The sequence below is a fragment of the Streptomyces daliensis genome (assembly GCF_054782395.1).
The window spans coordinates 170,338-195,631 of the sequence record NZ_BAAGSO010000078.1; the positions used below are offsets into that span (position 1 = coordinate 170,338).

17 protein-coding genes are annotated in these 25,294 nt (G+C 71.1%); 11 read left to right on the plus strand and 6 right to left on the minus strand.

Going from position 1 to position 25,294, the window contains the following annotated elements:
* Nucleotides 1-121: 121 nt before the first annotated feature.
* A complete protein-coding gene (locus ACYVOO_RS17825; protein ID WP_461016611.1) occupies nt 122-2,098 on the plus strand; it encodes a M4 family metallopeptidase in 1,977 nt (658 codons plus the stop codon).
* A gap of 274 nt (nt 2,099-2,372) precedes the next feature.
* On the plus strand, nt 2,373-3,989 hold the full coding sequence (locus ACYVOO_RS17830) for a M4 family metallopeptidase (protein WP_461016612.1): 1,617 nt from the start codon (nt 2,373-2,375) through the stop codon (nt 3,987-3,989).
* Between the two features lie 364 nt (nt 3,990-4,353).
* Here the strand turns inward: ACYVOO_RS17830 and glgP are convergent, their stop codons facing one another.
* Complete coding sequence (gene glgP / locus ACYVOO_RS17835; RefSeq protein WP_461016613.1) at nt 4,354-7,017, minus strand: alpha-glucan family phosphorylase; 2,664 nt, start codon at nt 7,015-7,017, stop codon at nt 4,354-4,356.
* Nucleotides 7,018-7,389: 372 nt separating this feature from the next.
* On the opposite strand from glgP, the gene ACYVOO_RS17840 reads away from it, so the two are divergent.
* The 5 genes from ACYVOO_RS17840 to glgB all read left to right on the plus strand — a co-directional run bounded on the left by ACYVOO_RS17840 (nt 7,390) and on the right by glgB (nt 18,000).
* Nucleotides 7,390-9,249, plus strand: coding sequence for a rhamnogalacturonan lyase (locus ACYVOO_RS17840; RefSeq protein WP_461016700.1), 1,860 nt, complete (start codon nt 7,390-7,392; stop codon nt 9,247-9,249).
* 337 nt (nt 9,250-9,586) lie between these two features.
* Nucleotides 9,587-11,623 (plus strand): alpha-1,4-glucan--maltose-1-phosphate maltosyltransferase, encoded by a 2,037-nt coding sequence (locus ACYVOO_RS17845; RefSeq protein ID WP_461016614.1) that lies wholly within the window; start codon nt 9,587-9,589, stop codon nt 11,621-11,623.
* Nucleotides 11,610-13,307 (plus strand): maltose alpha-D-glucosyltransferase, encoded by a 1,698-nt coding sequence (gene treS, locus ACYVOO_RS17850; protein WP_461016615.1) that lies wholly within the window; start codon nt 11,610-11,612, stop codon nt 13,305-13,307. The genes ACYVOO_RS17845 and treS overlap by 14 nt, the downstream gene beginning before the upstream one ends.
* A 441-nt stretch (nt 13,308-13,748) precedes the next feature.
* Nucleotides 13,749-15,260 (plus strand): maltokinase N-terminal cap-like domain-containing protein, encoded by a 1,512-nt coding sequence (locus tag ACYVOO_RS17855; protein ID WP_461016616.1) that lies wholly within the window; start codon nt 13,749-13,751, stop codon nt 15,258-15,260.
* A gap of 535 nt (nt 15,261-15,795) precedes the next feature.
* Nucleotides 15,796-18,000 carry a 1,4-alpha-glucan branching enzyme gene (gene glgB, locus ACYVOO_RS17860; RefSeq protein ID WP_461016701.1) on the plus strand — a complete coding sequence of 735 codons (2,205 nt, stop codon included), beginning with the start codon at nt 15,796-15,798 and terminating at the stop codon, nt 17,998-18,000.
* A 469-nt stretch (nt 18,001-18,469) separates the two neighbouring features.
* Here the strand turns inward: glgB and ACYVOO_RS17865 are convergent, their stop codons facing one another.
* The 3 genes from ACYVOO_RS17865 to ACYVOO_RS17875 form a co-directional block, all read right to left on the minus strand.
* Complete coding sequence (locus ACYVOO_RS17865; RefSeq protein ID WP_461016617.1) at nt 18,470-18,604, minus strand: hypothetical protein; 135 nt, start codon at nt 18,602-18,604, stop codon at nt 18,470-18,472.
* A 181-nt stretch (nt 18,605-18,785) separates the two neighbouring features.
* Nucleotides 18,786-19,352 (minus strand): class IV adenylate cyclase, encoded by a 567-nt coding sequence (gene cyaB, locus ACYVOO_RS17870; RefSeq protein WP_461016618.1) that lies wholly within the window; start codon nt 19,350-19,352, stop codon nt 18,786-18,788.
* A gap of 18 nt (nt 19,353-19,370) precedes the next feature.
* Nucleotides 19,371-20,222, minus strand: coding sequence for a helix-turn-helix domain-containing protein (locus tag ACYVOO_RS17875; RefSeq protein ID WP_461016619.1), 852 nt, complete (start codon nt 20,220-20,222; stop codon nt 19,371-19,373).
* A gap of 471 nt (nt 20,223-20,693) precedes the next feature.
* Between ACYVOO_RS17875 and ACYVOO_RS17880 the strand changes: the two genes are divergently transcribed.
* The 4 genes from ACYVOO_RS17880 to ACYVOO_RS17895 all read left to right on the plus strand — a co-directional run bounded on the left by ACYVOO_RS17880 (nt 20,694) and on the right by ACYVOO_RS17895 (nt 22,059).
* The gene (locus ACYVOO_RS17880; RefSeq protein ID WP_461016620.1) at nt 20,694-20,984 is read left to right on the plus strand and encodes a hypothetical protein; all 291 of its coding nucleotides are present in this window, start codon (nt 20,694-20,696) and stop codon (nt 20,982-20,984) included.
* Entirely contained in the window at nt 20,981-21,250 is a 270-nt protein-coding gene (locus ACYVOO_RS17885) for a hypothetical protein (RefSeq protein ID WP_461016621.1), read from the plus strand. The genes ACYVOO_RS17880 and ACYVOO_RS17885 overlap by 4 nt, the downstream gene beginning before the upstream one ends.
* Nucleotides 21,247-21,498: a hypothetical protein gene (locus ACYVOO_RS17890; protein WP_461016622.1), complete on the plus strand. Its 252-nt coding sequence runs from the start codon at nt 21,247-21,249 to the stop codon at nt 21,496-21,498. The genes ACYVOO_RS17885 and ACYVOO_RS17890 overlap by 4 nt, the downstream gene beginning before the upstream one ends.
* 66 nt (nt 21,499-21,564) lie before the next feature.
* Nucleotides 21,565-22,059 carry a hypothetical protein gene (locus ACYVOO_RS17895; protein ID WP_461016623.1) on the plus strand — a complete coding sequence of 165 codons (495 nt, stop codon included), beginning with the start codon at nt 21,565-21,567 and terminating at the stop codon, nt 22,057-22,059.
* Between the two features lie 648 nt (nt 22,060-22,707).
* Here the strand turns inward: ACYVOO_RS17895 and ACYVOO_RS17900 are convergent.
* Both ACYVOO_RS17900 and ACYVOO_RS17905 read right to left on the minus strand, forming a co-directional pair.
* Nucleotides 22,708-23,718 (minus strand): CE1 family esterase, encoded by a 1,011-nt coding sequence (locus ACYVOO_RS17900; protein ID WP_461016624.1) that lies wholly within the window; start codon nt 23,716-23,718, stop codon nt 22,708-22,710.
* A gap of 53 nt (nt 23,719-23,771) precedes the next feature.
* Nucleotides 23,772-25,223 carry a cation:dicarboxylate symporter family transporter gene (locus tag ACYVOO_RS17905; RefSeq protein WP_461016625.1) on the minus strand — a complete coding sequence of 484 codons (1,452 nt, stop codon included), beginning with the start codon at nt 25,221-25,223 and terminating at the stop codon, nt 23,772-23,774.
* Nucleotides 25,224-25,294 lie beyond the last annotated feature (71 nt).

A 25,294-nucleotide genomic window follows, 5' to 3' on the forward strand; every position in this document is an offset into this window, starting at 1 on the left:
CGGTGCCACTCTTCCCTCGCTGTGCACGGCGCCTCAACTCCCCCCACGCGCCCCCGGCCCGCAGTGTCGCGCCCGGGGAGCTCCACCAGTTCTGCACCACCCCCCGCAGAAGGAGTTCAGCGTGAGACACAGACCCCGTCAGCGCCTTGCCGCGGCCGGAGCGGTCGTCGCCGCCTCGGCGATGCTCACCCTCGGCCTTCAGGCCCACGCCACAGCGGCGGGCGAAGGCCCGAAGGCCCCGGCCGCCAAGGCCGACCCCGGCGCCCTCCCCGTCAAGCTCTCCCCCTCCCAGCGCGCGGAGCTGATCCGCGAGGCGGACGCGGCCGAACCGGCCACCGCGAAGGCCATCGGCCTCGGCGGCAAGGAAGAGCTGAAGGTACGGGACGTCGTCAAGAACGCCGACGGCTCGACGCACACCCGCTACGAGCGCACGTACGACGGACTCCCCGTCCTCGGCGGCGACCTCGTCGTGCACGAGACGAAGTCCGGTGAGACCACCGGCGTCACCAAGGCCACGAAGGCGGAGATATCCGTCTCCAGCACCGAGGCGTCCGGCGCGCACAAGCCCGCCAAGTCCAAGGCCAAGGGCAGCACCGCGCCCCGCAAGGTCCTGTGGGCGGCCGAGGGGAAGCCCGTACTCGCCTGGGAGAAAGTCGTCGGCGGCACCCAGAAGGACGGCACCCCGAACGAGCTGCACGTCATCACCGACGCGAAGACGGGCGAGAAGCTCTTCGAGTACCAGGCCGTGCACAACGGCACGGGCAACAGCCAGTACAGCGGCCAGGTCACCCTGGGTACCGCGGGTTCCGGCAGCCAGTATTCGCTGACGGACACGGCGCGCGGCAGCCACAAGACGTACAACCTCAACCGGGGCACCTCCGGCACCGGCACCCTCTTCACCGACGCCGACGACGTCTGGGGCGACGGCACCCCGTCCAACACCCAGACCGCGGGCGTGGACGCACACTACGGCGCGGCCCTCACCTGGGACTACTACAAGAACGTGCACGGCCGCAGCGGCATCCGCGGCGACGGCGTGGGCGCCTACAGCCGCGTCCACTACGGCAACAACTACGTCAACGCCTTCTGGCAGGACTCCTGCTTCTGCATGACGTACGGCGACGGCTCGGGCAACAGCAAGCCGCTGACCTCCATCGACGTCGCGGCCCACGAGATGACGCACGGCGTCACCGCCGCCACGGCCAAGCTCGTCTACAGCGGTGAGTCCGGCGGCCTCAACGAGGCGACGTCCGACATCTTCGCGGCGGCGGTCGAGTTCGACGCCAACAACGCGAAGGACGTCGGCGACTACTTCGTCGGCGAGAAGATCGACATCAACGGCAACGGCACGCCGCTGCGCTACATGGACAAGCCGAGCAAGGACGGCGCGTCGAAGGACAACTGGTACTCGGGCATCGGCGGGGTCGACGTCCACTACTCGTCCGGCGTGGCCAACCACTTCTTCTACCTGCTGTCCGAGGGCAGCGGCCAGAAGGTCGTCAACGGGGTCTCGTACGACTCCCCCACGTACGACAACCTGCCGGTCACCGGCATCGGCCGCGCTGCGGCCGAGAAGATCTGGTACAAGGCGCTGACCGAGCGCTTCACCTCCACCACCAACTACGCGGCGGCCCGCACCGGAACCCTCCAGGCAGCGGCGGACCTGTACGGGCAGAGCAGCACCCAGTACAACGCCGTGGCCCACGCCTGGGCGGCCGTCAACGTCGGCAGCCGTCCCGGTGGCGAGGAGCCCCCGCCCGGCGGCAACGAGAACACCACCGACTACCAGATCCCGGACCCGGGCAGCGTCGAGTCCCCCGTCACCATCGACAAGGCGGGCAACGCCTCGGCGACGACCTCCGTGGCCGTCGACATCGTCCACACCTACCGCGGTGACCTGCGCATCGACCTCGTCGCGCCGGACGGCACGGCCTACCGCCTCAAGAACACCAGCGCCTCCGACTCGGCGGACAACGTGAAGACGACGTACACCGTCAACGCGTCCTCGGAGGTCGCGAAGGGCACCTGGAAGCTGAGGGTGACCGACATCTACACCTCCGACTCCGGTTACATCAACTCCTGGAAGCTCACCGCGTAACACAGCACCGAGCACCCCCGCCCGAACCGAAGGCCGCGTCCGCTATGTGGGCGCGGCCTTCGTGTCAACGAACGAAATCCGGTCATCGTCCAAGGAGTACCGACAGAAACCGGTGACATGTACATACCTGCGGTGGCAGTCTGCCCTCCGTGCCGTACACACGTACCACTCGGCACGCACATGTCCCACCCGCATCACCGTTCCACCGTTCTGCCCGGACGACGGCCGCTGACCGTGGTCGCGTCCGGCCCCCCACGGCAGAAGGAGCCACCGCGTGCGACACCTCAACAAGAAGCAGCGCGTCACCCGGCTTTCCGGGGCGCTCGTCGCCACCGCCGCGCTGGTCGCGGCGGGCGTCACGGCGGGCACGGCCAACGCCGGGCCCGGCCCCCAGGAGTCCGCCTTCCAGCAGGGCGCGCTGCCCGCGCAGCTCTCCGCCGGCCAGCACGCCGACCTCGTCAAGACGGCCGACGCACCCGCGGCGAAGGCCGCGGACGCCGAGGCGCTCGGGCTGGGCCCGAAGGAGAAGCTGCACGTCAAGGACGTCATCAAGAACAAGGACGGCGCCACGCACACCCGTTACGAGCGCACGTACGACGGACTCCCCGTCCTCGGCGGCGACCTCGTGGTCCACAAGGCGAAGTCCGGGAAGCGCACGGGCGTCACCAAGGCCACCAAGGCCGAGATCACCGTCGCGAGCACGACGGCCGCGGCCTCCAAGAAGCCCGCGACGCCGAAGGCGAAGGGCAGCGAGGCCCCCCGCAAGGTGGTCTGGGCGAGGGACGGCGAGCCCACCCTGGCGTGGGAGACGGTCGTCGGCGGCACCCAGAAGTCCGGCGCCCCGAACCGGATGCACGTCATCACCGACGCCTCCTCGGGCAAGAAGCTCTTCGAGTTCCAGGGCATCCAGGAGGGCACGGGTGAGAGCCAGTACAGCGGCTCGGTCGAGCTGGGTACCGAGGGTTCCGGCAGCTCCTACACGCTGACCGACACCGCACGCGGCGGCAACACCACCACGGACCTCGCGAACGGCGAGAGCGGCGACGGCGAGCCGCTGACCGACGACGACGACAAGTGGGGCGACGGCACCGCGGCCGACAAGCAGACGGCCGGGGTCGACGCGCACTACGGCGCGGGCGTGACCTGGGACTACTTCAAGGACGTGCACGGCCGCGAGGGCATAGCTGGCGACGGCAAGGGCGCGGCGAGCCGCGTCCACTACGGCGACAACTACGTCAACGCCTTCTGGGACGACTCCTGCTTCTGCATGACATACGGCGACGGCGAGGGCAACAAGAGCCCGCTGACCTCCGTCGACGTCGCGGCCCACGAGATGTCGCACGGCGTCACCTCGACCACGGCGGGACTGGTCTACGCGGGCGAGTCCGGCGGCCTCAACGAGGCGACCTCCGACATCTTCGCCGCCGGCGTCGAGTTCAAGGTCGACAACAAGACCGACGTGCCGGACTACCTCGTCGGCGAACGGATCGACATCAACGGCGACGGCACGCCGCTCCGCTACATGGACGAGCCCAGCAAGGACGGCAACTCCCTCGACTACTGGGACTCCAACGCCGGGGGCGTGGACGTCCACTACTCGTCGGGCATCGCCAACCACTTCTTCTACCTGCTGTCCGAGGGCAGCGGTGAGAAGGAGCTGAACGGGGTCAAGTACAACTCCCCGACGGCCGACGGCTCCAAGGTGGAGGGCATCGGCATCGAGAAGGCCGAGAAGATCTGGTTCAAGGCCCTCACGGAGTTCATGACGTCCAACACGGACTACAAGGGGGCGCGTGAGGCGACGGTGAAGGCCGCGAACGGGCTCTTCGGCGAGGGCAGCGCCGAAACGAAGGCCGTCGAGGCGGCCTGGACGGGCGTCAAGGTGAGCTGACGCCTGCCGCGGCGGGGAGACTTCCCCGCCGCGGCATACCCGCGCCGAGCGGGACGCTTGCCCACAGCAATGGGAGCGGACGTGCTGTCGGCCACGTTCCTGGGAGGGGACGCGGTGGGGTGTCCCCGCAAGTGGTGGCGACGAGTGACGGCGGAAACACGCAGACGAGACCCGCACTTGTCGCCGCCCGAGGAGACGCCCCGGCGCGGCGCCGACCCCACCCACCCACGCACCCCGCGCAGCGCCCGTGCAACGGTACAAAAACCAGCGCGGGACCCTACAGTGCCCACCTCACCGGCGAACCGTCCCGCGCAACACCCCCGACGAAGGGGCAACCCGAAACGCCAAACAGCCAAGCGCAGCGCTACCTCATCAGCACCCCCGCCGCCTCCCCCGAGACGGACGCCGCGTCGTCCTCCGGTGGTGCCGCGACCAGGCCGAGTTCGGCGGGTGAGGCCAGCAGCCGGTGTGCGGGCAGGATGCGGACCGTGTAGCCGAAGGGCCCCGTACGGTCGAGCGCGAGCGGCCCCTCGTACAGCCAGCGCCCCTCCAGATCCGGCCCCGACGTCGGCTTCAGCGGCACCCGTACCGCGTCCGCCCCGGTGATGCGGTCCGACTCGTCCACCCGGCCCGCGACCGCCTGGACCTCCACGTCCCCGGGCTCCAGCCCGCCGAGCGCGACCCGCACCCGCAGCGCGAGCGCCGTCCCCAGTTCCATGGCGTCGCCGGCCACTCCCGGCGTGCCGGTCGCGTCCACGGGCCCGGCAGGGCCCGTGGACTCCACGTGGTCCACCGCGACGTGCGGCCACACGTCGCGGACCCGCGCCTTCCACGCCGCCAGTTCGCGCGCGGCCCCCGCCTCCAGCTCGCGCTGAGCGCGCGCGGCGGGCGCGTAGAGCCGGTGTGTGTAGTCGCGCACCATGCGGTCGGCCTGGAGCTTGGGCCCGAGCCGGGAGAGCGTCTGGCGGACCATCTCGATCCAGCGTTCGGGCAGCCCCGTGCCGCTGGTGCCCCGGTCGTAGAAGGCGGGTGCGACGTGGTCCTCGACGAGTTCGTAGAGCGCGGCGGCCTCGATGTCGTCGCGCCGTTCCTCGTGGGAGGCCGCGGCCCCGTCCGCGCTGGGGACGGCCCAGCCGAAGTCCGGTTCGTACCACTCGTCCCACCAGCCGTCGAGCACGGAGAGGTTGAGGCAGCCGTTGAGCGCGGCCTTCATTCCGCTCGTGCCGCACGCCTCCAGCGGGCGGAGGGGGTTGTTCAGCCAGACGTCGCAGCCCGGGTAGAGCTTCTGGGCCATCGCCATGCCGTAGTCGGGGAGGAACACGATCCGGTGGCGTACGCGCGGATCGTCGGCGAAGCGCACCAGTTCCTGGATGAGGCGCTTGCCGCCGTCGTCGGCCGGGTGCGCCTTGCCCGCCACCACGATCTGGACGGGCCGGGTGGGGTGGAGCAGCAGTTCCATCAGCCGGTCGCGGTCGCGCAGCATGAGGGTGAGCCGCTTGTAGGAGGGGACGCGGCGCGCGAAGCCGATGGTGAGCACGTCGGGGTCGAGCACCCCGTCGACCCACCCCAACTCGGCCTGTGCCGCGCCGCGCTGGCGCCACGAGGCGTGCAGCCTGGCGCGCACCTCGTGGACGAGCTGTTCGCGCAGGGTGCGGCGCAGCTCCCACAGCTCCGCGTCGGGCAGCAGGTACGGCTCGCCGGGGACGTCGGGGGCCACCCAGGTGGCGGCGTGTACGCCGTTGGTGATGGAGGCGATGGGCACCTCCTCGGCGTCGAAGCCCGGCCAGAGCCCGGCGAACATGCCGCGGCTGACGGAGCCGTGCAGGGTGCTGACGCCGTTGGCGCGCTGGGCGAGGCGCAGGCCCATGACGGCCATGTTGAAGAGGTTGGCCTCGCCGCCCGCGTAGCTCTCCATGCCGAGCCGCAGGATGTCCTGGACGTCGAGTCCCGGCAGTTCGCCGTCCTCGCCGAAGTGGCGTGCGACGAGTTCGCGGTCGAAGCGGTCGATGCCCGCGGGGACGGGGGTGTGGGTGGTGAAGACGTTGCCCGCGCGTACGGCCTCGACGGCGGCGTCGAAGTCCAGTCCCCCGCTCCCGGAGCCCTCGGACCCCTCAGCACCCCCGGCACCCTCAGCGCCCTCGCCCAGCTCGCGGATGCGTTCCAGGCCGAGCAGCCCGGCGTGTCCCTCGTTCGTGTGGAAGACCTCCGGCTGCGGGTGGCCCGTCGCCGCGCAGTACGCGCGCACGGCGCGCACGCCGCCGATGCCGAGCAGCATCTCCTGGAGCAGCCGGTGTTCGCTGCCGCCGCCGTAGAGCCGGTCGGTCACATCGCGTTCGGTCGGCGCGTTCTCCTCCACGTCGGAGTCGAGGAGGAGCAGCGGGACGCGGCCGACGCGCGCGTGCCAGACGTGGGCGTGCAGCGAGCGCCCGCCGGGGAGCCGGAGCGCGACGCGCACGGGCCTGCCGTCGGCGTCGCGCAGCGTCTCCAGCGGCAGCTCGTCGGGGTCGAGGAGGGGGTAGTGCTCCTGCTGCCAGCCGTCGCGGGACAGGCTCTGCCGGAAGTAGCCGTGCCGGTAGAGGAGACCGACGCCGATGAGGGGGACGCCGAGGTCGCTGGCGGCCTTGAGGTGGTCCCCGGCGAGGATGCCGAGGCCGCCGCTGTACTGCGGGAGGGCCGCTGTGATGCCGAACTCGGGGGAGAAGTAGGCGACGGCGCGCGGCAGTTCGTTGCTCTCGCCCTGGTACCAGCGCGGCTCGGACAGATAGTCGTGGAGGTCTCCGCTGACGACGGCGAGCCGCCGCAGGAAGCCTTTGTCGGCGGCCAGGCTCTCCAGCCGCTCCGGGGGTACGGACCCCAGCATCCGTACCGGGTCACCGCCAGCGGACTCCCAGGCGGCCGGATCGACGGCCTGGAACAGCTCGCGGGTCTCGGAGTGCCAGGACCAGCGCAGATTGCGCGCCAGCTCGCTGAGCGGCCTCAGGGGTTCGGGAAGGACGGGGCGCACGGAGAATCGACGAATGGCCTTCACATCTCGACGGTAGCGGCGCGATGCCGACGATGCCGACGATTGGGCCCCTTCCTCGCGATTCTCTGGCGATTGTGTACAACTTCCACCCGGTCATCTCCGCCGGTCAGACCGGTCGGTCCCCCGTACGGGGGTGCGCCGGGGCACCCGGATGACGCCCGTGCCCGCCCCCCGCACCGCCCGCGCCCGCCCCGCGCGCACCCCCTCCCCGGCAACCGGCAACCTTTCCCGCACCGGCGGCGACAGCGGTGCGAAACATCCCCGTCCCCGCACCGTCCCCAGGAGGCAACCGTGGACTCCCCCCGCACCGGACCCCCTACCGGCCGCCGTACCGGCCACGCAGGACAGCGCGGGCGAAGAGCCCGCCGCCGCGCCGTGGCGGCGGCCGTAGCGGCGGGCGCCGTCATCGCCGCCGGGCTGACCGCCTTCTCGCACGCGGCCACGACCGGCGCCGAGGACGCCGCCGGAGGCGCCGCCCCACGGGCGGCGGCCGCCGTGCAGGCGGAGGCGCTGGACCGAGGCGTGGTCAGCGTGCGCAGCGGGGACGGCAACCTCGTGAGCTGGCGCTGGCTGGGCACCGACCCCGACAACGTGGCCTTCAACGTCTACCGGGGCAGCACGAAGGTGAACTCCTCGCCCGTCACGGGCAGCACCAACCTGCTCGACAAGGGCGCCGCCGCGGGCTCGGACTACACCGTCGCCGCCGTCGTGAACGGTACGGAGCAGAGCAGGTCGGCCGTCGGGAAGAAGTTCACCAGCGGCTATCTGGACGTGCCGCTCCAGACCCCGGCGGGCGGCAGCGGCTACACGTACGAGGCCAATGACGCCTCCGTGGGCGACCTCGACGGCGACGGCGATCTCGATCTCGTCCTCAAGTGGCAGCCGACGAACGCCAAGGACAACTCCCAGTCGGGCACCACGGCCAACACCCTCGTCGACGGCTACACGCTGGAGGGCCAGCGGCTGTGGCGCATCGACCTGGGGCGCAACATCCGCTCGGGGGCGCACTACACGCAGTTCCAGGTGTACGACTACGACGGGAACGGGCGCGCCGAGGTCGCCATGAAGACGGCGGACGGCACGAAGGACGGCCGGGGCACGGTCATCGGCAGCTCCAGCGCCGACTACCGCAACAGCGGCGGCTATGTGCTGTCGGGCCCCGAGTTCCTGACGGTCTTCGACGGCGCGAACGGCGCGGCGCTGGACACCGTCGACTATGTGACGGCGCGCGGCGACGTCTGCGCGTGGGGCGACTGCTACGGCAACCGCGTGGACCGCTTCCTCGCGGGCACCGCCTATCTGGACGGGCAGACCCCCTCGCTGGTGACGGCGCGCGGCTACTACACACGGTCCACGCTCTCCGCCTGGAAGTTCTCCGGCGGGCAGCTCACCCGCCAGTGGACGTTCGACTCGAACAGCTCCACCAACGTGGGCAAGGGCTACGACGGCCAGGGCAACCACAGCCTGTCGGTCGGCGACGTGGACCAGGACGGCAAGGACGAGATCGTCTACGGCGCGATGGCGGTGAACGACAACGGCGCGGGCCTGTGGACGACGAAGCTCGGGCACGGCGACGCGGGGCACCTGGGCGACCTGGACCCGTCCCGCCCGGGGCTCGAATACTTCAAGGTCTCCGAGGACTCCTCGAAGCCCAGCTCCTGGTTCGCCGACGCGCGCAGCGGCCAGGTGCTGTGGCAGACCTCGCCGGGCGGCGACAACGGCCGGGGTGTGGCGGGCGACATCTGGTCGGGCAGCGACGGCGCCGAGATGTGGTCGGCGGCCGACGGTTCCATCCGCGACGAGGGCGGCGGCGCGAAGGGCCGCAAGCCGTCCAGCATCAACTTCCTGTCCTGGTGGGACGGTGACCCGGTGCGGGAGCTGCTGGACGGCACGCACATCGACAAGTACGGGACCAGCTCGGACACCCGGCTGCTGACGGGCTCCGGTGTGCACTCCAACAACGGCACCAAGGCGACTCCTTCGCTCTCCGGCGACCTCCTCGGCGACTGGCGCGAAGAGGTCGTGTGGCCGACGTCGGACAACTCGGCGCTGCGGATCTACTCGACGCCGCACGAGACCAGCCAGCGGGTGACGACGCTGCTGCACGACCGCATGTACCGGACGGGCCTGGCCTGGCAGAACACCGCCTACAACCAGCCGCCGCACCCCAGTTTCTTCCTCGGCGCGGGCATGCCCACGCCGCCCCGCCCCACGCTGACCACGCCCAAGGGGTGAGACGCGGACCGTATACGGCCCTTGCGGCCGCCGCGCAAGAGGAACCCGCCCCGCTGCCGCACCTGGTCGCGGGGCGGGTTCGCGCCATGCTGTTTCTCCGTACGACCAGGTACTTCCGCCGCCCTCGGCTACGTACTAGTAGTTCATGTTGAGGCGGATTGCCCTCCCATGTCCCTTGGGCAGGATCTCGATAGGTTTCTCCGGCTCCCCCGGCGCCACGCCCCCACCCGAGTGAACGCGTACAGGAGCGGCCATGCCCGCAGCCCGAAAGCCGCCGGCGGAGCAGATAGAAAGAGCGGATACCACCACATCCTCCGCAAGGCACCCAGGTGAGCCCATGATTGGTCGCATTCCCGTTCTCGACGTCCAGCCGTCCGTCGACTGCGGACGCCGCCCCGCGAAGGCCGTGGCCGGTGAGACCTTCCAGGTCTCGGCCACGGTCTTCCGCGAGGGGCACGACGCGGTGGGCGCCAACGTCGTCCTCCGCGATCCGGCGGGCCGCAGCGGCCCGTGGACCCCGCTGCGCGAACTCGCGCCCGGCACCGACCGCTGGGGCGCCGAGGTCACGCCGGACGCGGAGGGCCGGTGGACGTACACCGTCGAGGCGTGGAGCGACCCTGTCGGCACCTGGCGGCACCACGCGAAGATCAAGATCCCGGCGGGGATCGACACGGAGCTGACCCTGGAGGAGGGCGCCGCGCTGCACGAGCGCGCGGCGGCCGGGGTGCCCAAGAACGCGGGCAGGCCCGTCGTCCTGGAGGCCGTGGACGCGCTGCGCGACACCTCGCGGCCGGTCGCCACCCGCCTGGCTGGCGCACTCACGCCCGAGGTCACGGCGGTGCTGGACCGGTACCCGCTGCGCGAGCTGGTCTCGGCGTCGCGCGCGATGGGGCTCCAGGTGGAGCGCCCGAGGGCGCTGTTCGGCTCCTGGTACGAGCTGTTCCCGCGCTCGGAGGGCGCCGTCGTGCGCGAGGGCGAGCCGCCCGTCTCCGGCACGCTGCGGACCGCCGCTCAGCGGCTGGACGCGGTGGCCGCGATGGGCTTCGACGTGGTCTATCTGCCGCCCGTCCACCCCATCGGGGACTCCTACCGCAAGGGCCCGAACAACGCGCTCACCGCGGGCCCGTACGACGTCGGCTGCCCGTGGGCCATCGGCTCGTCCGCTGGCGGGCACGACGCGGTCCACCCGGACCTGGGCACGCTGGAGGACTTCGACCACTTCGTCGCGAAGGCCCGCTCCCTGCGTCTGGAGGTGGCCCTCGACTTCGCGCTCCAGTGCTCGCCGGACCACCCGTGGGTCAAGGAGCACCCCGACTGGTTCCACCACAGGGCCGACGGGAGCATCGCGTACGCCGAGAACCCGCCGAAGAAGTACCAGGACATCTATCCGCTGGCCTTCGACGCGGAGGGCGCCTACCGGGGCATCGTGCGCGAGACGCTGCGGGTGCTGCGGTTCTGGATGGACCACGGGGTGCGGATCTTCCGCGTCGACAACCCGCACACCAAGCCGGTGGTCTTCTGGGAGAAGGTCATCGCCGACATCAACCGCGCCGACCCCGACGTGATCTTCCTGGCCGAGGCGTTCACCAGGCCCGCGATGATGCACACGCTGGCAAAGGTCGGCTTCCAGCAGTCGTACACGTACTTCACATGGCGCAACAGCAAGGAGGAGCTGACCGGCTATCTGAACGAGCTGGCGGGGGAATCCGCCGCGTACATGCGGCCGAACTTCTTCGTGAACACACCCGACATCCTCCACGCCTACCTCCAGGAGGGCGGCCGTCCCGCCTTCGCCGCGCGGGCCGTGCTGGCGGCGACGCTGTCGCCGTCCTGGGGGGTCTACTCCGGTTACGAGCTGTGCGAGAACACCCCGCTGCGGCCGGGCAGCGAGGAGTACCTGGACTCGGAGAAGTACGCGCTGCGCCCGCGCGACTGGGCGGCGGCTGAGCACGCAGGGACCACCCTGACCCCGCTGATCACCGCGCTGAACCGGCTGCGCCGCCGCCATCCGGCCCTCCAGCGGCTGCGTCCGCTGCGCTTCCACCACACGGACAACGACCACGTCATCGCGTACTCCAAGCACTGCGACACGCCCTACGCCGACACGGTGCTCGTGGTGGTCAACCTGGACCCCCACCACACCCACGAAGCGACGGTGTCGTTGGACATCGCGGCACTTGGTCTTACTGCCGCTCAGATGAGCGGGGCCGAGTCCTTCCCGGTGCGCGACGAGCTCACCGGCGAGACCTACCACTGGGGCAGGGTCAACTATGTGCGCCTGGCACCGGGGGGTGACTCCCTGGCAGCGGCGCACATCTTCACCCTGCGACCGTCCTCACAGACCGGAGGGTCACCCGATCATGACCGTCAATGAGCCCGTCCCCGACACCTTCGAGGACACCCCCGCCAGGGACCGCGACCCCGAGTGGTTCAAGCGGGCGGTCTTCTACGAGGTACTCGTCCGCTCCTTCCAGGACAGCAACGGCGACGGCATCGGCGATCTCAAGGGCCTCACCGCGAAGCTCGACTACCTGCAATGGCTGGGCGTCGACTGCCTCTGGCTCCCGCCGTTCTTCAAGTCGCCGCTGCGGGACGGGGGGTACGACGTCTCCGACTACACCGCCGTCCTGCCCGACTTCGGCGACCTCGCCGACTTCGTCGAGTTCGTGGACGCCGCGCACCAGCGGGGCATGCGGGTCATCATCGACTTCGTCATGAACCACACGAGCGACCAGCATCCGTGGTTCCAGGAGTCCAGGCGCGATCCGGACGGGCCGTACGGGGACTACTACGTATGGGCCGACGACGACAAGCAGTACAAGGACGCGCGCGTCATCTTCGTGGACACCGAGGCGTCCAACTGGACGTTCGACCCCGTACGCAAGCAGTACTACTGGCACCGCTTCTTCTCGCACCAGCCGGACCTCAACTACGAGAACCCCGTCGTCCAGGAGGAGATGATCTCCGGCCTGCGGTTCTGGCTGGACCTGGGCATCGACGGGTTCCGGCTCGACGCGGTCCCCTATCTGTACGCGGAGGAGGGGACCAACTGCGAGAACCTGCCCCGCACCCACTCCTTCCTCCAGCGCGTGCGCGCCGAGATCGACGCGCACTACCCCGACACCGTGCTGCTGGCCGAGGCCAACCAGTGGCCGGAGGACGTCGTCGACTACTTCGGCAACTTCGCGCGGGGCGGCGACGAGTGCCACATGGCCTTCCACTTCCCGGTGATGCCGCGGATCTTCATGGCCGTACGGCGCGAATCCCGCTACCCCGTCTCGGAGATCCTCGCCAAGACCCCGCAGATTCCCTCGGGCTGCCAATGGGGCATCTTCCTGCGCAACCACGACGAGCTGACCCTGGAGATGGTCACCGACGAGGAGCGCGACTACATGTACGCGGAGTACGCCAAGGACCCGCGCATGCGCGCCAACATCGGCATCCGGCGGCGGCTGGCCACCCTGCTGGACAACGACCGCAACCAGATCGAGCTGTTCACGGCCCTGCTGCTCTCCCTCCCAGGATCGCCGATCCTCTACTACGGCGACGAGATCGGCATGGGCGACAACATCTGGCTCGGCGACCGCGACGCGGTGCGCACCCCCATGCAGTGGACCCCCGACCGCAACGCGGGCTTCTCCTCCTGCGACCCGGGCCGGCTGTTCCTGCCCACGATCATGGACCCGGTCTACGGCTACCAGGTCACCAACGTCGAAGCGGCCATGAGCAGCCCGTCCTCGCTGCTGCACTGGACCCGGCGCATGATCGAGATCCGTAAGCAGAACCCGGCCTTCGGGCTCGGCACGTACACCGAGCTGCCCTCGTCCAACCCGGCCGTCCTCGCCTTCCTGCGCGAGCACGAGGACGACCTCGTCATGTGCGTGCACAACTTCTCCCGGTTCCCGCAGCCGACGGAACTGGACCTCCAGGCCCTCAACGGGCGGGTCCCCGTCGAGCTGATCGGCGGGGTGCGCTTCCCGCCGATCGGCGAGTGGCCGTACCTGCTGACGCTGGCCGGTCACGGCTTCTACTGGTTCAGGCTGCGCAAGCAGGACTGACCGACGGTACGGGTTGACGGCGCGGATCCGACGGCACCGGTCCGACGGTGCAGTCCGCCAGCCCTGACACCACGGTCCGACGGCGCGGACGCACGGCGTCGCGGCCGGGGACGTACAGCCGTGCGTCCAGGGGAACGGACGCGCGGTTTCCCCCGCGTCCCGTACCCGGCCCCGTAAAGGAGCCCGAGGGCGATTGGCCCCGGGCTCCATGGGCACTCTTCTCCCCATCACTGCGCGCCCGGGGCCCGTGCGGCTCCCGGTTCCGGGGCACGTCGCCCCGCTCCCGGCGGTTCCACGACGTGCTCCGGGGAGACACCCGTAGCCCGTACGGCCGATAGCCCGCACGGTCGATATCACTCGACACGTCCCGCACAGCCGGACAGTTCACGCCGCAATCCGGGACACTCTGCGTACTTTTCGTGTGCCCGGGGAAAGGACGCCATGTCGGAAAGCTCCTTGCCCCTCACCGCGGTCCCGGACAGTGCCGGAGGGGCCGTGCCGGGTCCAGGGCAGGCCCTCCTGCGCTCGCTCACGCCGCTGCTGGCCGAATGGCTGCCGCGGCAACGCTGGTTCGCGGGGAAGGGCCGCCCCATCTCGGGCTTCGGCCTCGTCTCCGTGACCGAACTGCTGCCGTGCGCCGCCGGGGGCGCGGCGCCCGGACTGCTCCATCTGCTGTTGCGGGCGAGGCAGCCCGCGCCGCCCGCAGCGCCGGGCCCCTCGGCCGCGCCCGCGCAGCGGCACGCGCCCGGCTCCTCAGCCGACTGCTACCAACTGCTGCTCGGCGTCCGGGACGTGCTGCCTCCCCCGCTCGCCCAGGCGCTGATCGGCCGCCCCACCGGGGGCCCGCTGAACGGCCGCGCCGTCTACGAGGCACTGGACGACCCACGGCTCGCCGGACTGCTGCTGGAACGATTGCGCGCCCCGGGCAAGCTGGGGCCGCTGCGCTTCACCCGCGAGGAGACGGCCACCATCCCTTCGGGCCTCGCGCCGCGCCCGCTCACCGCCGAGCAGTCCAACTCCTCTGTGGTCTACGGCTCCGCCTACATCCTCAAGCTCTTCCGCCGGGTCGGCCCCGGCGTCAACCCCGACCTGGAACTCCCGCTGGCGCTGGCCCGGCACGGCTCGCCCGGCGCGGAGCGGGTGCCCGCGCCCACCGCCTGGTTCGAGGCCGTCGTACGGGAGGCCAGCGCGGGGGCCGGACCGCTCACCCTGGGCGTGCTCCAGCCCTTCCTGCCGGGGCACCGGGACGGCTGGCAGCTCGCGCTGGCCGCGCTCGCCGGGCGGCGCGGCTTCACGGAGGAGGCGTACGCGCTGGGCCGGGCCACGGCGCAGGTGCACACGGGGCTGGCCGAGGCGCTGCCCACGGTCGTGCTGCGCCGGGGGCAACTGGAGCAGGTCGCGGCCGGGATGGCCGAGCGGCTGAAGGCGGCGACGGCTGCGGTGCCCGCGCTGCGCCCGTACCACTCGGAGCTGCGCAACGCGTTCAGCGCCGTCGCCGACCTGGGGCGGCGCGGCCACGCGGCGGCGGCCCAGCGCGTGCACGGCGATCTGCACCTGGGCCAGGTGCTCGGGGACGGCGAAGGCCACTGGAGCGTCATCGACTTCGAGGGCGAGCCCGCCAGGCCGCTCGCTGAACGGCGCCGTCCGCAGCCCGCCGTGCGCGACGTCGCGGGCATGCTGCGCTCCTTCGACTACGCCGCCAGCCAGCAGCCCTCGGGCCCCGGCGACCCCTGGGCGCGCGGGTGGGCCGCCGCCAACAGGGACGCCTACTGCTCGGGTTACGCCGAGGCGTCCGGCACCGACCCGCGTGACGACGCGGTGCTGCTGCGCGCCTACGAGACGGACAAGGCCGTCTACGAGGTGCTGTACGAGGCGCGGCACCGGCCCGCCTGGCTGCCCATTCCCCTGTCCGCCGTGCGCAGGCTCGCGGCGGCGTCCTCTCCCCACGGGTGAGCCCCTTCTCGCGTTCCCACGCCACCTCGACGAACCCGCACATCACCTGGAGGTTTCCACCGTGACCGCCCCTCAGCCCCACCCCCGCTCAGGGCCTGACGCGCCCCGCGTCCCGGCCACCTTCCAGCCCGGCTCCGAGGGGGACGGCGCCGACGTGGAACGTCCTGCGGGGGGCGGGACGGACGACACGGGTACGAGTACGGGTTCCGGTACGGGTTCGGGTTCCGGTACGGGTTCGGGTTCCGGTACGAGTTCCGGTACCGGTACGAGTTCCGGTACCGGTGCGGGGGCCGGTACCGGTGCGGGGGCCGGTACCGGTGCGGGGGCGGGGGCCGAGCCCCGGACGACCGCGCCCCGGCCCAGGGCCGCCAGGCCCGGCGCCAGGACCCCGGCACAGGCGCGGCCCCGTACCGCGACCGGAACCGGAACCGGGCCCGGAGCTGGAGCCGCACCCGGGGAACCCGTCGCGCCCGGGAAGTCCGCCGAACCCGACGGAACCGACGGACCCGGCGGACCCGGCGGCAGCCAGCACGGCGTGCGGCCCGCGCCGCCGCTGCCCGAGGGCGAGCGGCGTCGGCTGCTCGACGGAGCACATCACGACCCGCACGCGCACCTCGGCGCCCACCCCGTACGCGGCGGCATCGCGTTCCGCACACTCCGCCCGTACGCGCGCGCCGTCACCGTCCTGTCCAGGGGCCTGCGGGCCGAGCTGCGGGACGAGGGCGACGGGTTCTTCGGCGGGGTGCTGCCGATGACCGAGGTGCCGGAGTACGAGCTGCTGGTGCGCTACGGCGCTGAGCCGGGCGAGGACGAGGTCAGGCTGACCGACCCGTACCGCTTCCTGCCCTCGCTCGGCGAACTGGACCTGCACCTGATCACCGAGGGACGTCACGAGGACCTGTGGCGGGTCCTGGGCGCGCACCCCATGACGTACGCGGGCACGGCGGGCACCCGCTTCACCGTGTGGGCGCCGAACGCGCGCGGCGTGCGGCTGGCCGGTGACTTCAACTACTGGGACGGCACGGCGCTGCCGCTGCGCTCGCTCGGCTCCGCCGGGATCTGGGAGCTGTTCGTGCCGGGCGTCGGCGCGGGCGCGCTCTACAAGTTCGAGGTGACGGGGCCCGACGGCGCCCGCGCCCTGCGCGCCGACCCGATGGCCCGTCGCACCGAGTGCCCGCCCGCCAACGCGTCGATCGTGGAAGCCTCCACGTACGAGTGGGACGACGCCGCGTGGCTGGCGGCCCGCGCCGACCGCCCGGCGCACGCCGCGCCGCTGTCGGTGTACGAGGTGCACCTTGCCTCCTGGCGCCCTGGGCTCAGCTACCGCGAGCTGGCCGAGCAGTTGCCCGCCTATGTGAAGGACCTCGGCTTCACGCACGTCGAGCTGATGCCGGTCGCCGAGCACCCCTTCGGCGGCTCGTGGGGCTACCAGGTCACCGGCTTCTACGCGCCCACCGCGCGCCTGGGCACCCCGGACGACTTCCGGTACCTGGTCGACGAGCTGCACCGCGCGGGCATCGGGGTGCTGATGGACTGGGTGCCCGCGCACTTCCCGAAGGACGAGTGGGCGCTGGCGCGCTTCGACGGTACGCCGCTGTACGAGCACGCCGACCCGGCGCGGGCCGAGCACCCCGACTGGGGCACCCTGGAGTTCGACTTCGGGCGCCGCGAGGTGCGCAACTTCCTGGTGGCGAACGCCGTCTACTGGTGCGAGGAGTTCCACATCGACGGGCTGCGCGTGGACGCCGTCGCCTCGATGCTCTACCTCGACTACTCGCGCGAGGACGGCCAGTGGACCCCCAACCAGCACGGCGGCCGGGAGAACCTGGACGCGGTGGCCTTCCTCCAGGAGATGAACGCGACGGTCTACCGGCGCTGCCCCGGCGTCATCACGGCGGCCGAGGAGTCCACCGCGTGGGACGGCGTCACCAGGGCCACGCACCATGTGGGCGAGGGCGGCTTCGGCGGCCTCGGCTTCGGGTTCAAGTGGAACATGGGCTGGATGCACGACTCCCTGACGTACATGACCAAGGAGCCCGTTCACCGGAAGTACCACCACGGCGAGATGACCTTCTCCATGGTCTACGCCTACTCCGAGAACTACATCCTCCCCATCTCCCACGACGAGGTCGTGCACGGCAAGCGCTCCCTCGTGGCCAAGATGCCGGGTGACTGGTGGCAGCAGCGCGCCAACCACCGCGCCTACCTCGGCTTCATGTGGGCCCACCCCGGCAAGCAACTCCTTTTCATGGGGCAGGAGTTCGCGCAGGGCGCCGAATGGGCCGAGGGCCACGGGCCCGACTGGTGGCTGCTCGACTCCGCCTACGCCGCCGAGTGCGACCACCGCGGGGTGCGGGACGTGGTGCGCGCGCTGAACCAGGAGTATGTGCGGACGCCCGCGCTGTGGGAGCGGGACACGGATCCGGGCGGCTTCTCCTGGATCGACGGGGGCGCGAGCGAGGACAACGTCTTCGCGTTCCTGCGCTTCGCCGCCGACGGCAGTCCGCTGGTGGCCGTCTCCAACTTCTCGCCCGTGCCCAGGCCCGGCTACCGGCTCGGTGTGCCGGAGGAGTGGGAGACCTGGCGCGAGGTCCTCAACACCGACGACCTGCGCTACGGAGGCAGCGGCATCCTCAACCCCGAACCCCTGAAGCGCGACCCCCACCCGGCCCACGGCCGCCCCGTCTCCATCGCGCCGGTCCTGCCGCCACTGGCGACGGTGTGGCTGCGGCCTGTGTGACGGCGTCTCAGCCCCCGGCGGACACGGTCGGCTGCGGTGCGGGTGCGAGCCAGCGGTGTGCGCCGGGGGTGTCTCCCAGCCACAGGTACTGCTCCTCGCGGGTACGGGTCATGCCGATGTCGTAGAGGGAGGGAGAGCCGACGGCTTCCCACTGCCGCCATGCGGTGTCGAGTTCGTCGGCCAGGCGGTGGCCCAGCTGCCGGGCACCTCGTCGCGGGAGAGGCCGTGGCCGGTTCCGCGTGCGGGCATGAAGGCGGCCAGACCCTGTACCCACCCGGTGGCGGATACGCCGTCGTCCGCGACGGTCAGGGCCACGTTCCCCAACCGTCCCCACGGGGTGACGACGCGGCAGCGCCTCGGCCATCGCCCCTCTGATCCACGGCGCGCGGGAAGGCCACAGCCCGCCTGCTCCATCTCCCGCGCCAGGCGGGCCCGTTGCCGTGAGTAGCGGGAGCAGGGGGTCACCTCGTCAGTCCTTCTTGTGCTCGCCGCCGCTGGGTGGCGACTTCGGGACCTCGCCGTCGGCGCTGCCCGGGGGAGGCTTGCCCTGGCCGGGGTCCGGGTCCGGGTCCGGGTCCGGGTCCAGCTTACGGTGATCACCCATGGTCGTTCCTACGTCGCTTGCTGTGACGCCTCACCATGGCATAGCCACCGGGGCCCGCCGCGCGCTGGTGAGCACGCCGCCGCAGCGCGGCAGCAGGCCAAGCTGCCCCAGAGGGAGCTGGCGTACGGCTCCGGTGTCTCTTACGGAACGATCCGTGCGGTCGAACGCGGGGCCCTGCTGTCTACCGGGCCCGGTGCGCGGCTACGGCGTCGGTGTACAGCTCGGTCGTCAGGTCCTCGTCGGCGATGCCGAGTTCGGCGAGCACCACGCGCACGTCATCGAGTGCGGCCGTCACGTCCCCGTCCTCGTCCTCGTCCACCAGCGTTTCCACTTCGAGGAACGTCCCGTCGATCTCGGGAACGCGCACGAGAGTGGCCAGCATCCGCCGTCCACGGGCCTCCAGGTCGTAGTTGCGGCACCGCTTCTCGAAGGCGATGACCGGCGCGTAGCCCAGTCCGCGAAGCAGCTTGTGCACGGCGTCCGGATCGTCGACGCCCGTCTCGTGTTCCGGCTTCGAGCCCGACGCCTCATCGACCTTGGCGCCCTTGAAGGTGAGCACGGAGCGAGTCGTGTCGGTGCCGTGCACCGTGCGGACACGCAGTTCCTCGTCCCGGTCACCAAGCCCGCCGGACGGGTCGTCGTAGTACGTGTCCTGGTAGACCTCGGCCCGGCCCGTTCCGCGCGCTTCCAAGCGACGCATGACCTCCTCCGGCGCCCGCACATACGCCTTCAACTCCGCTTCGATCACCGCTACGTCACCTTCCGCTCAGACCGTGCGGTTGCCCTCGTCCGCGATGGCCTCGAACATACGCCGAAAGCCGCGGTAGAGCGGCCCGTGTGGCGTCTCCATCACCTTGTAGATCGCCGACTCGTGGCCTTCCCACCCCGCGTCGAAAGCAGACACGAACATGATCGAGTCCAGGCGGATGATGCGCCAGGTAGGCAGCAGCCGGTAGCGGTAGACGTGTACCTCACCCTCGCTGCTCAGCTCACGCAGCCGAGCCTCCGCGAGCCGTACTCCTCCCGCGAGGGACTCGGCGGACTCCCCGATTTCCGCTGCGCGCTTGGCCAACGCCGGGGCCTCCGGGTCCAGAAGGAGCACCCGTACACGAGGGCTGAACCCGTCTTCGCGGGCGAGGGAGGATCGCAGCAACGAATCGTTCAACCCGATAAGGCCGAGCCCCCGCACGGCGAGGACATCCAGTTCCTTCGCGGCGCGCGTCAGTTGACGGATCTCCTCCGTCGCGGCTGCCTGAGTGGAGTAGACGCGGACCACTTCAGGGAACGCAGCGAGATCGAATACGGCTCCGCCACTGCGTGCTTCCCGTGCTGCCGCGAGACCGAGCAGATGCCGGGCATCGTCGGGCATGGAGAGACCATCCGCGAGGCGCTCGTACACATCGAGCCGCGTCACCTCGCGCCGCTCGTTGATGATCTCGTTCACTCGTGCTTGCGTCATACCCACCGCCGTGGCGATCCGCGCTTGACTGGCGCCCCCGTACTGCTGGACGTAGCGGAAGACCGCGCCGATGTCGCGCACGCGAAGGGACTGCCGGACCTCGGCGCGCTGCCATGCCCAGTCGGGCAACTCGACGGGTACCAAAATGGCCCTCATCATGGCCCCCGATTCACGACGGGATAGAAAGTCATCTCACCGTGAGATTACCGGCGCGATATCGAGAAAACACCGCCTGTCACACGATTCTGCACGGGTGATTCAACAAAAAGAGCCGGTTTTCTCGCGGACCCGCAGGCATAGCGCACCGCTCTCACCACGCGTTCGACGTGGCCCTGGGTTCTCAGAATGAGGGGGCCCGGTGAATAGCGCCGCTCACACCGCTGTCCTCCCACCGCAGCGCGGCATGACTCTGCGGGTCTATCGCCTCAACACGGAAACTGGTGTTCGCACAAAGCTGCCTGCCGTCGACCCCACACCAGGCGGCCCGCTGATCTCCCAGGTGTGGCCACCATGCGAGTGCCGCCGCTGCCGTGCGCGGGCCGGAGGGCCGGTCCGGTGAGGGCCGAGATTCCGCCCGGGCGGATGCGCTGGGAGATGCGGCCTGCTGGGCGCGAGTGGGATGCAGTGCGCATGCCTGCAACGCTGGGCCGACCGGCGCTCGCCCAGCTCGGCGACACCGCAGCGGTCTACTACGACGACGGGGACTTCGTCTTCCTGATCCCCTGCGACACGGACAGGGGGTTCGGGCCGGGCACTGAGTATCTGAGCATCGGCGCCTGGCTGTTCATGCCCGGCCCCCAGCGCACCCAGGGTCCCGGCGTCCACTGGCTCAGCGGCAACGACCACACCCGCACCCCACCGGAAGCGCTGCGGGCCGCACTGGACGCCGTACGCCAACAGACACCGGAGGCGTACCGGTGACCCGCCCCCAGTGCGAGGTGGAGGGCGGCGGCCACGTGGGCCCCGTCATGCGCTACCTGCCCACCGCACGCTACCCCTGGCATGAACCCGTATGGCTCTGCCCCGGACACGGCGCCTACCTCCCCCTCGCCGCCATCCGCGCCGACGTCACCGGGGAGACGGTCGCCCGCGCCATCACCGTCTTCACCGGCGCCGGAAAACGCCGCACCGACGAACCCGAACCCGTCGACCCCGCGCCCACCCTGCGCGTGGTGAACCCGCCGTGAAGGGCCGCACCCCTGCGTGGCTGCTCGCGCCGGTCGCGGTGACCGCGCGCACCGTCCGTGTGGACGATGTCCTCGTCGTCGGCAGCGCGTACCGCACTGTCGGGGACCTGCGCGCCGTGGGCCGCGACCGCCGCCATCTCCTCTTCGTCGACGGCAGCACCTTGGTCATCGGCCCCGAGCCCCTTCTCGTTCTACGACCGCAGACGCTTCACCAGCTCGTGCCCCGCCCCTCCGGGTGGCGGCGGTGACCGGGATCTGCGCCCGGTGAGTCCTCACCTACGCCGTCACTCGCCACTGACCCATGGAGCAGCCCCGTGCCGCGCGACCACACCGTCCTCATTCCCGCCGACCCCGAGGACGTCTTCTACGACCCCCACGGGTGGGCCGCCACATCGGGCTTCCCCGTCGCCGTCCTCGACGGCCAGCAGAAGCACTTCGTGATGCGCCGCGTCCAAGACCGCGCCGTACGTCTCATGTACGAACTCCCGCACGGCACCGTCTTCCTCACCAGCTACCCGCGCCCCATGCCCTCCGGACAGGTCATCGAGATCATGGAAGGCAACCTCGCCACCCTCCTCACCGGCTACGCATGCCACGCCCTCCGCCTCCGCGAAAACGGCGAACGCATCACCGTCAACGGCGAACCCCACGACTGCCTCAGCACCCTCCTCGCACCCCGCCACTGGTGGCACGCCCGCCACACCCGCATCGGCAAGGCACTGCAACACGAGGGCCGCACCGTCATCCTCACCGCACCCCTCGTCGGCGGACGCACACTCCAACTCACCACCGTCACGCCCACAGCATGAGCAGACCCGCACCGGCCACCGGCCGGGAGTCGGCCACGGCCGGGAGGGGACGTGGTGGGGTGTCCCCGCAAGTGGTGGCGACGAGTATGTACAGGCAGCCGAAAAGCCGACCCGCACTTGTCGCCGCCCGAGGAGACACCCCGGCACGGCACCGACCCCCACCAGCAGGCAGCCGAAAAACCGACCCGCACTTGTCGCCGCCCGAGGAGACACCCCGGCACGGCACCGACCCCCACCACACACCAACCCCACAAACCACCGGCACAAGCCAACAACCACGCGGCGCAAGCCGCACCGCACCGCAACCACACACCGCGCCGAAGCCACCGGCCAGACAGCCGAACACGACGCCAAGCCACACGCGCAGCGCCCCCGTGACGCGGCACAAAAACCAGCGCGGGACCCTACAGCACCCACCACACCGGCCAACCGTCCCGCGCAACACCCCCGACGAACAGGGCACCCCCCAAACCCCAAACAGCACAGCGCAGCGCAACGCACCGCCCCGGCACCAGGGGGGAGTGGGTGCCGGGGCGGTGTGGGACGGCTCCGTTCGGGGGAGTACGGGGCCGTCTTGGGACGGGGCTCGCGCGTGGTACGGACGGCGGGCCCCGTGAGCCTGTTTACCTGTTCAGTTGTCCCCTGCCCTCAACCGCCCAGAGGATGCGTCCTCATGAAGCGCTCGATCACGGGAGTGGCGTCCATGACCGCGGGGGTCTCGGAGTCCGGGTTGGGCGTGGTGCTGGGCCAGTCGTGGGCCAGTGACGCGATCCGGTAGTGGACGAGGGCGCCGCGCCCGTCGCAGCCGTGCCACGTGCGGACCGTCACACCGTCGCCCTCGTCCCGGTCCCGCGCCCCGGGCGCGCAGCCCGCGAGCGCGGCCCGCTCGGCGAGCCAGTCGGGCAGCGCGGGCAGGCCCTTGGCGGGCTCGCCCCCGTAAGGGATGGTCGTGTCGGCCTCGCCGTGGAAGGTGAGCACCGGCGCCTCGCGCGTGGGCTCGCACGCGCCCGCCTGCGGGTAGTACGCGCCGGACACGGCCGAGAAGGAGGCGATCCGCTCCGGCATGCGGCAGGCGAGCAGCGCGACGAACCCGCCGCCGTTGGACTTGCCCGCCGCGTGCACCCGGCGCTGGTCCACGCACAGGTCGCGTTCCAGCGCGTCGAGGAGGTCGGCCGTGAAGCGCACGTCGTCCACGCCGGGCGCCGAGTACGGGGCGCCCTGCCAGGACGGCTTGCCGTCCTCCGTGCCGGGCGCGCCCTGCGGGTAGACCGCGATGGTGTTCTTCAGCCCGGAGAAGCCGGTCAGCTCCTCCATGTAGGCGGAGGTGCGGCCCTGGCCGTGGTAGGCGAGCGCGACGGGGTAGGCGCGCCCGTCGCGGTAGCCGTCGGGCAGGTGGACGACGTAGGAGCGCTCCTGTCCGGCCGAGGTGAGGGTGCGGGTCTGGGAGGTGCCGGGCGCCTGGCCCGGGTCCTGGCCGCAGCCCGCCGAGGGGCGCGCCCCGCCCGAGCCCCCGCCCCGGTCCCCGCCCCAGCTCCCACCCCGGTCCGCCGGGGCGCCCGCCTGCGCGGGCGCGGCACCGGCAGGCGCACCGGCGGCCAGGGGGAGGCCGAGGAAGAGCGCGGCGACGGCGCCCGCACGCATGCCCCTGCGAGCACCCATACGGGCCCCCGTACCGGCCCCGCGCCACGCGCCGCCGCCGCGCCGGAGGCGTGTCACGCGCCGACCCCGGTCTTGGTCGTGTCGACGCGGCCCTGGTCCGGGACCCCGGCGGCGTCGCCCTCGCGAACATCCCCCGCTTCATCGGGGCCCGCCGCGTGGTCGTCGACCAGCATCTTCTCGTCGAAGGGCAGCTCGCCCGCGAGCACCTTCCCGACCCGGTCCTTGTCGATCTCCTTCGTCCAGGTGCCGATCAGGATCGTCGCGACGGCGTTGCCCGCGAAGTTGGTCATCGCGCGGGCCTCGCTCATGAAGCGGTCGATGCCGACGATCAGGCCGACGCCGTCGACGAGTTCGGGCCGGTGCGAGCTGAGCCCGCCAGCGAGCGTGGCGAGACCCGCGCCCGTGACACCCGCCGCGCCCTTGGACGCGACGAACATGAACAGCAGCAGCGAGATCTGCTCGCCGAGCGACAGCGGGTCGCCCATGGCCTCGGCGATGAACAGCGAGGCCATGGTCAGGTAGATCATGGTGCCGTCGAGGTTGAAGGAGTAGCCGGTCGGCACGGTGATGCCGACGACGGGCTTGCTGACGCCCACGTGCTCCATCTTCGCGATGAGCCGCGGCAGCGCCGACTCCGAGGAGGAGGTGGAGAGGATCAGCAGGAACTCGCGGCCCAGGTACTTCAGCAGCTTGAAGATGTTGACGCCCGCGAAGACCCGCAGGATCAGCCCCAGCACGATGAAGATGAACAGCGCACAGGTGATGTAGAAGCCGATCATGATGACGGCGAGGGACTTGAGCGCGTCCACGCCCGTCTCGCCGACCACGGCGGCCATCGCGCCGAAGGCGCCCACCGGGGCCGCCCACATGATCATGGCGAGGACCCGGAAGACCAGGGTCTGGATGTGGCCGATGCCGCGCAGGATCGGTTCGCCCTTGCTGCCCAGCGCCTGGAGCGCGAAGCCGACGAGCAGCGCGATCAGCAGGGTCTGGAGGACCTCGCCCTCGGTGAAGGCGGACACCATGGTGGTGGGGATGATGCCGAGGAGGAAGTCGCCCATGCCCTCGCTGGCGCCGTCGGCCTGCGCCGCGCCCGCGTCCCGCGCCGCCTCGTTCAGGTGCAGCCCGTGGCCGGGCTCCAGCACGTTGCCGACGACGAGGCCGATGGCGAGGGCGACGATGGACATGGCCAGGAAGTAGCCGAGCGCGAGCCCGCCCACGGCCCCGACCTTGGCGGCCTTCCGCACCGAACCGACACCCAGCACGATCGTGCAGAAGATGATCGGCGAGATCATCATCTTGATGAGGTTGACGAAGCCCTCACCGATCGGCTTGAGCTGCGTCGCGAAGTCGGGCGCGACCAGCCCCAGCACAATGCCGACGATCACCGCACCGATCACGGCGATGTAGAGGTAGTGGGTGCGGTCCCGTTTCTTTCCCCCAGCGTTCGGCCCCTCGGCCTCGGCCGTCGCCGAAGGTGACGGCGGCGGTGTCTTCTGCGACACGTCGGGCTCCTCGTCATGCGTCATAGCGGCTCTGACTCGTTCCGAGTCCCGGTGACTATGCAATGGCACGT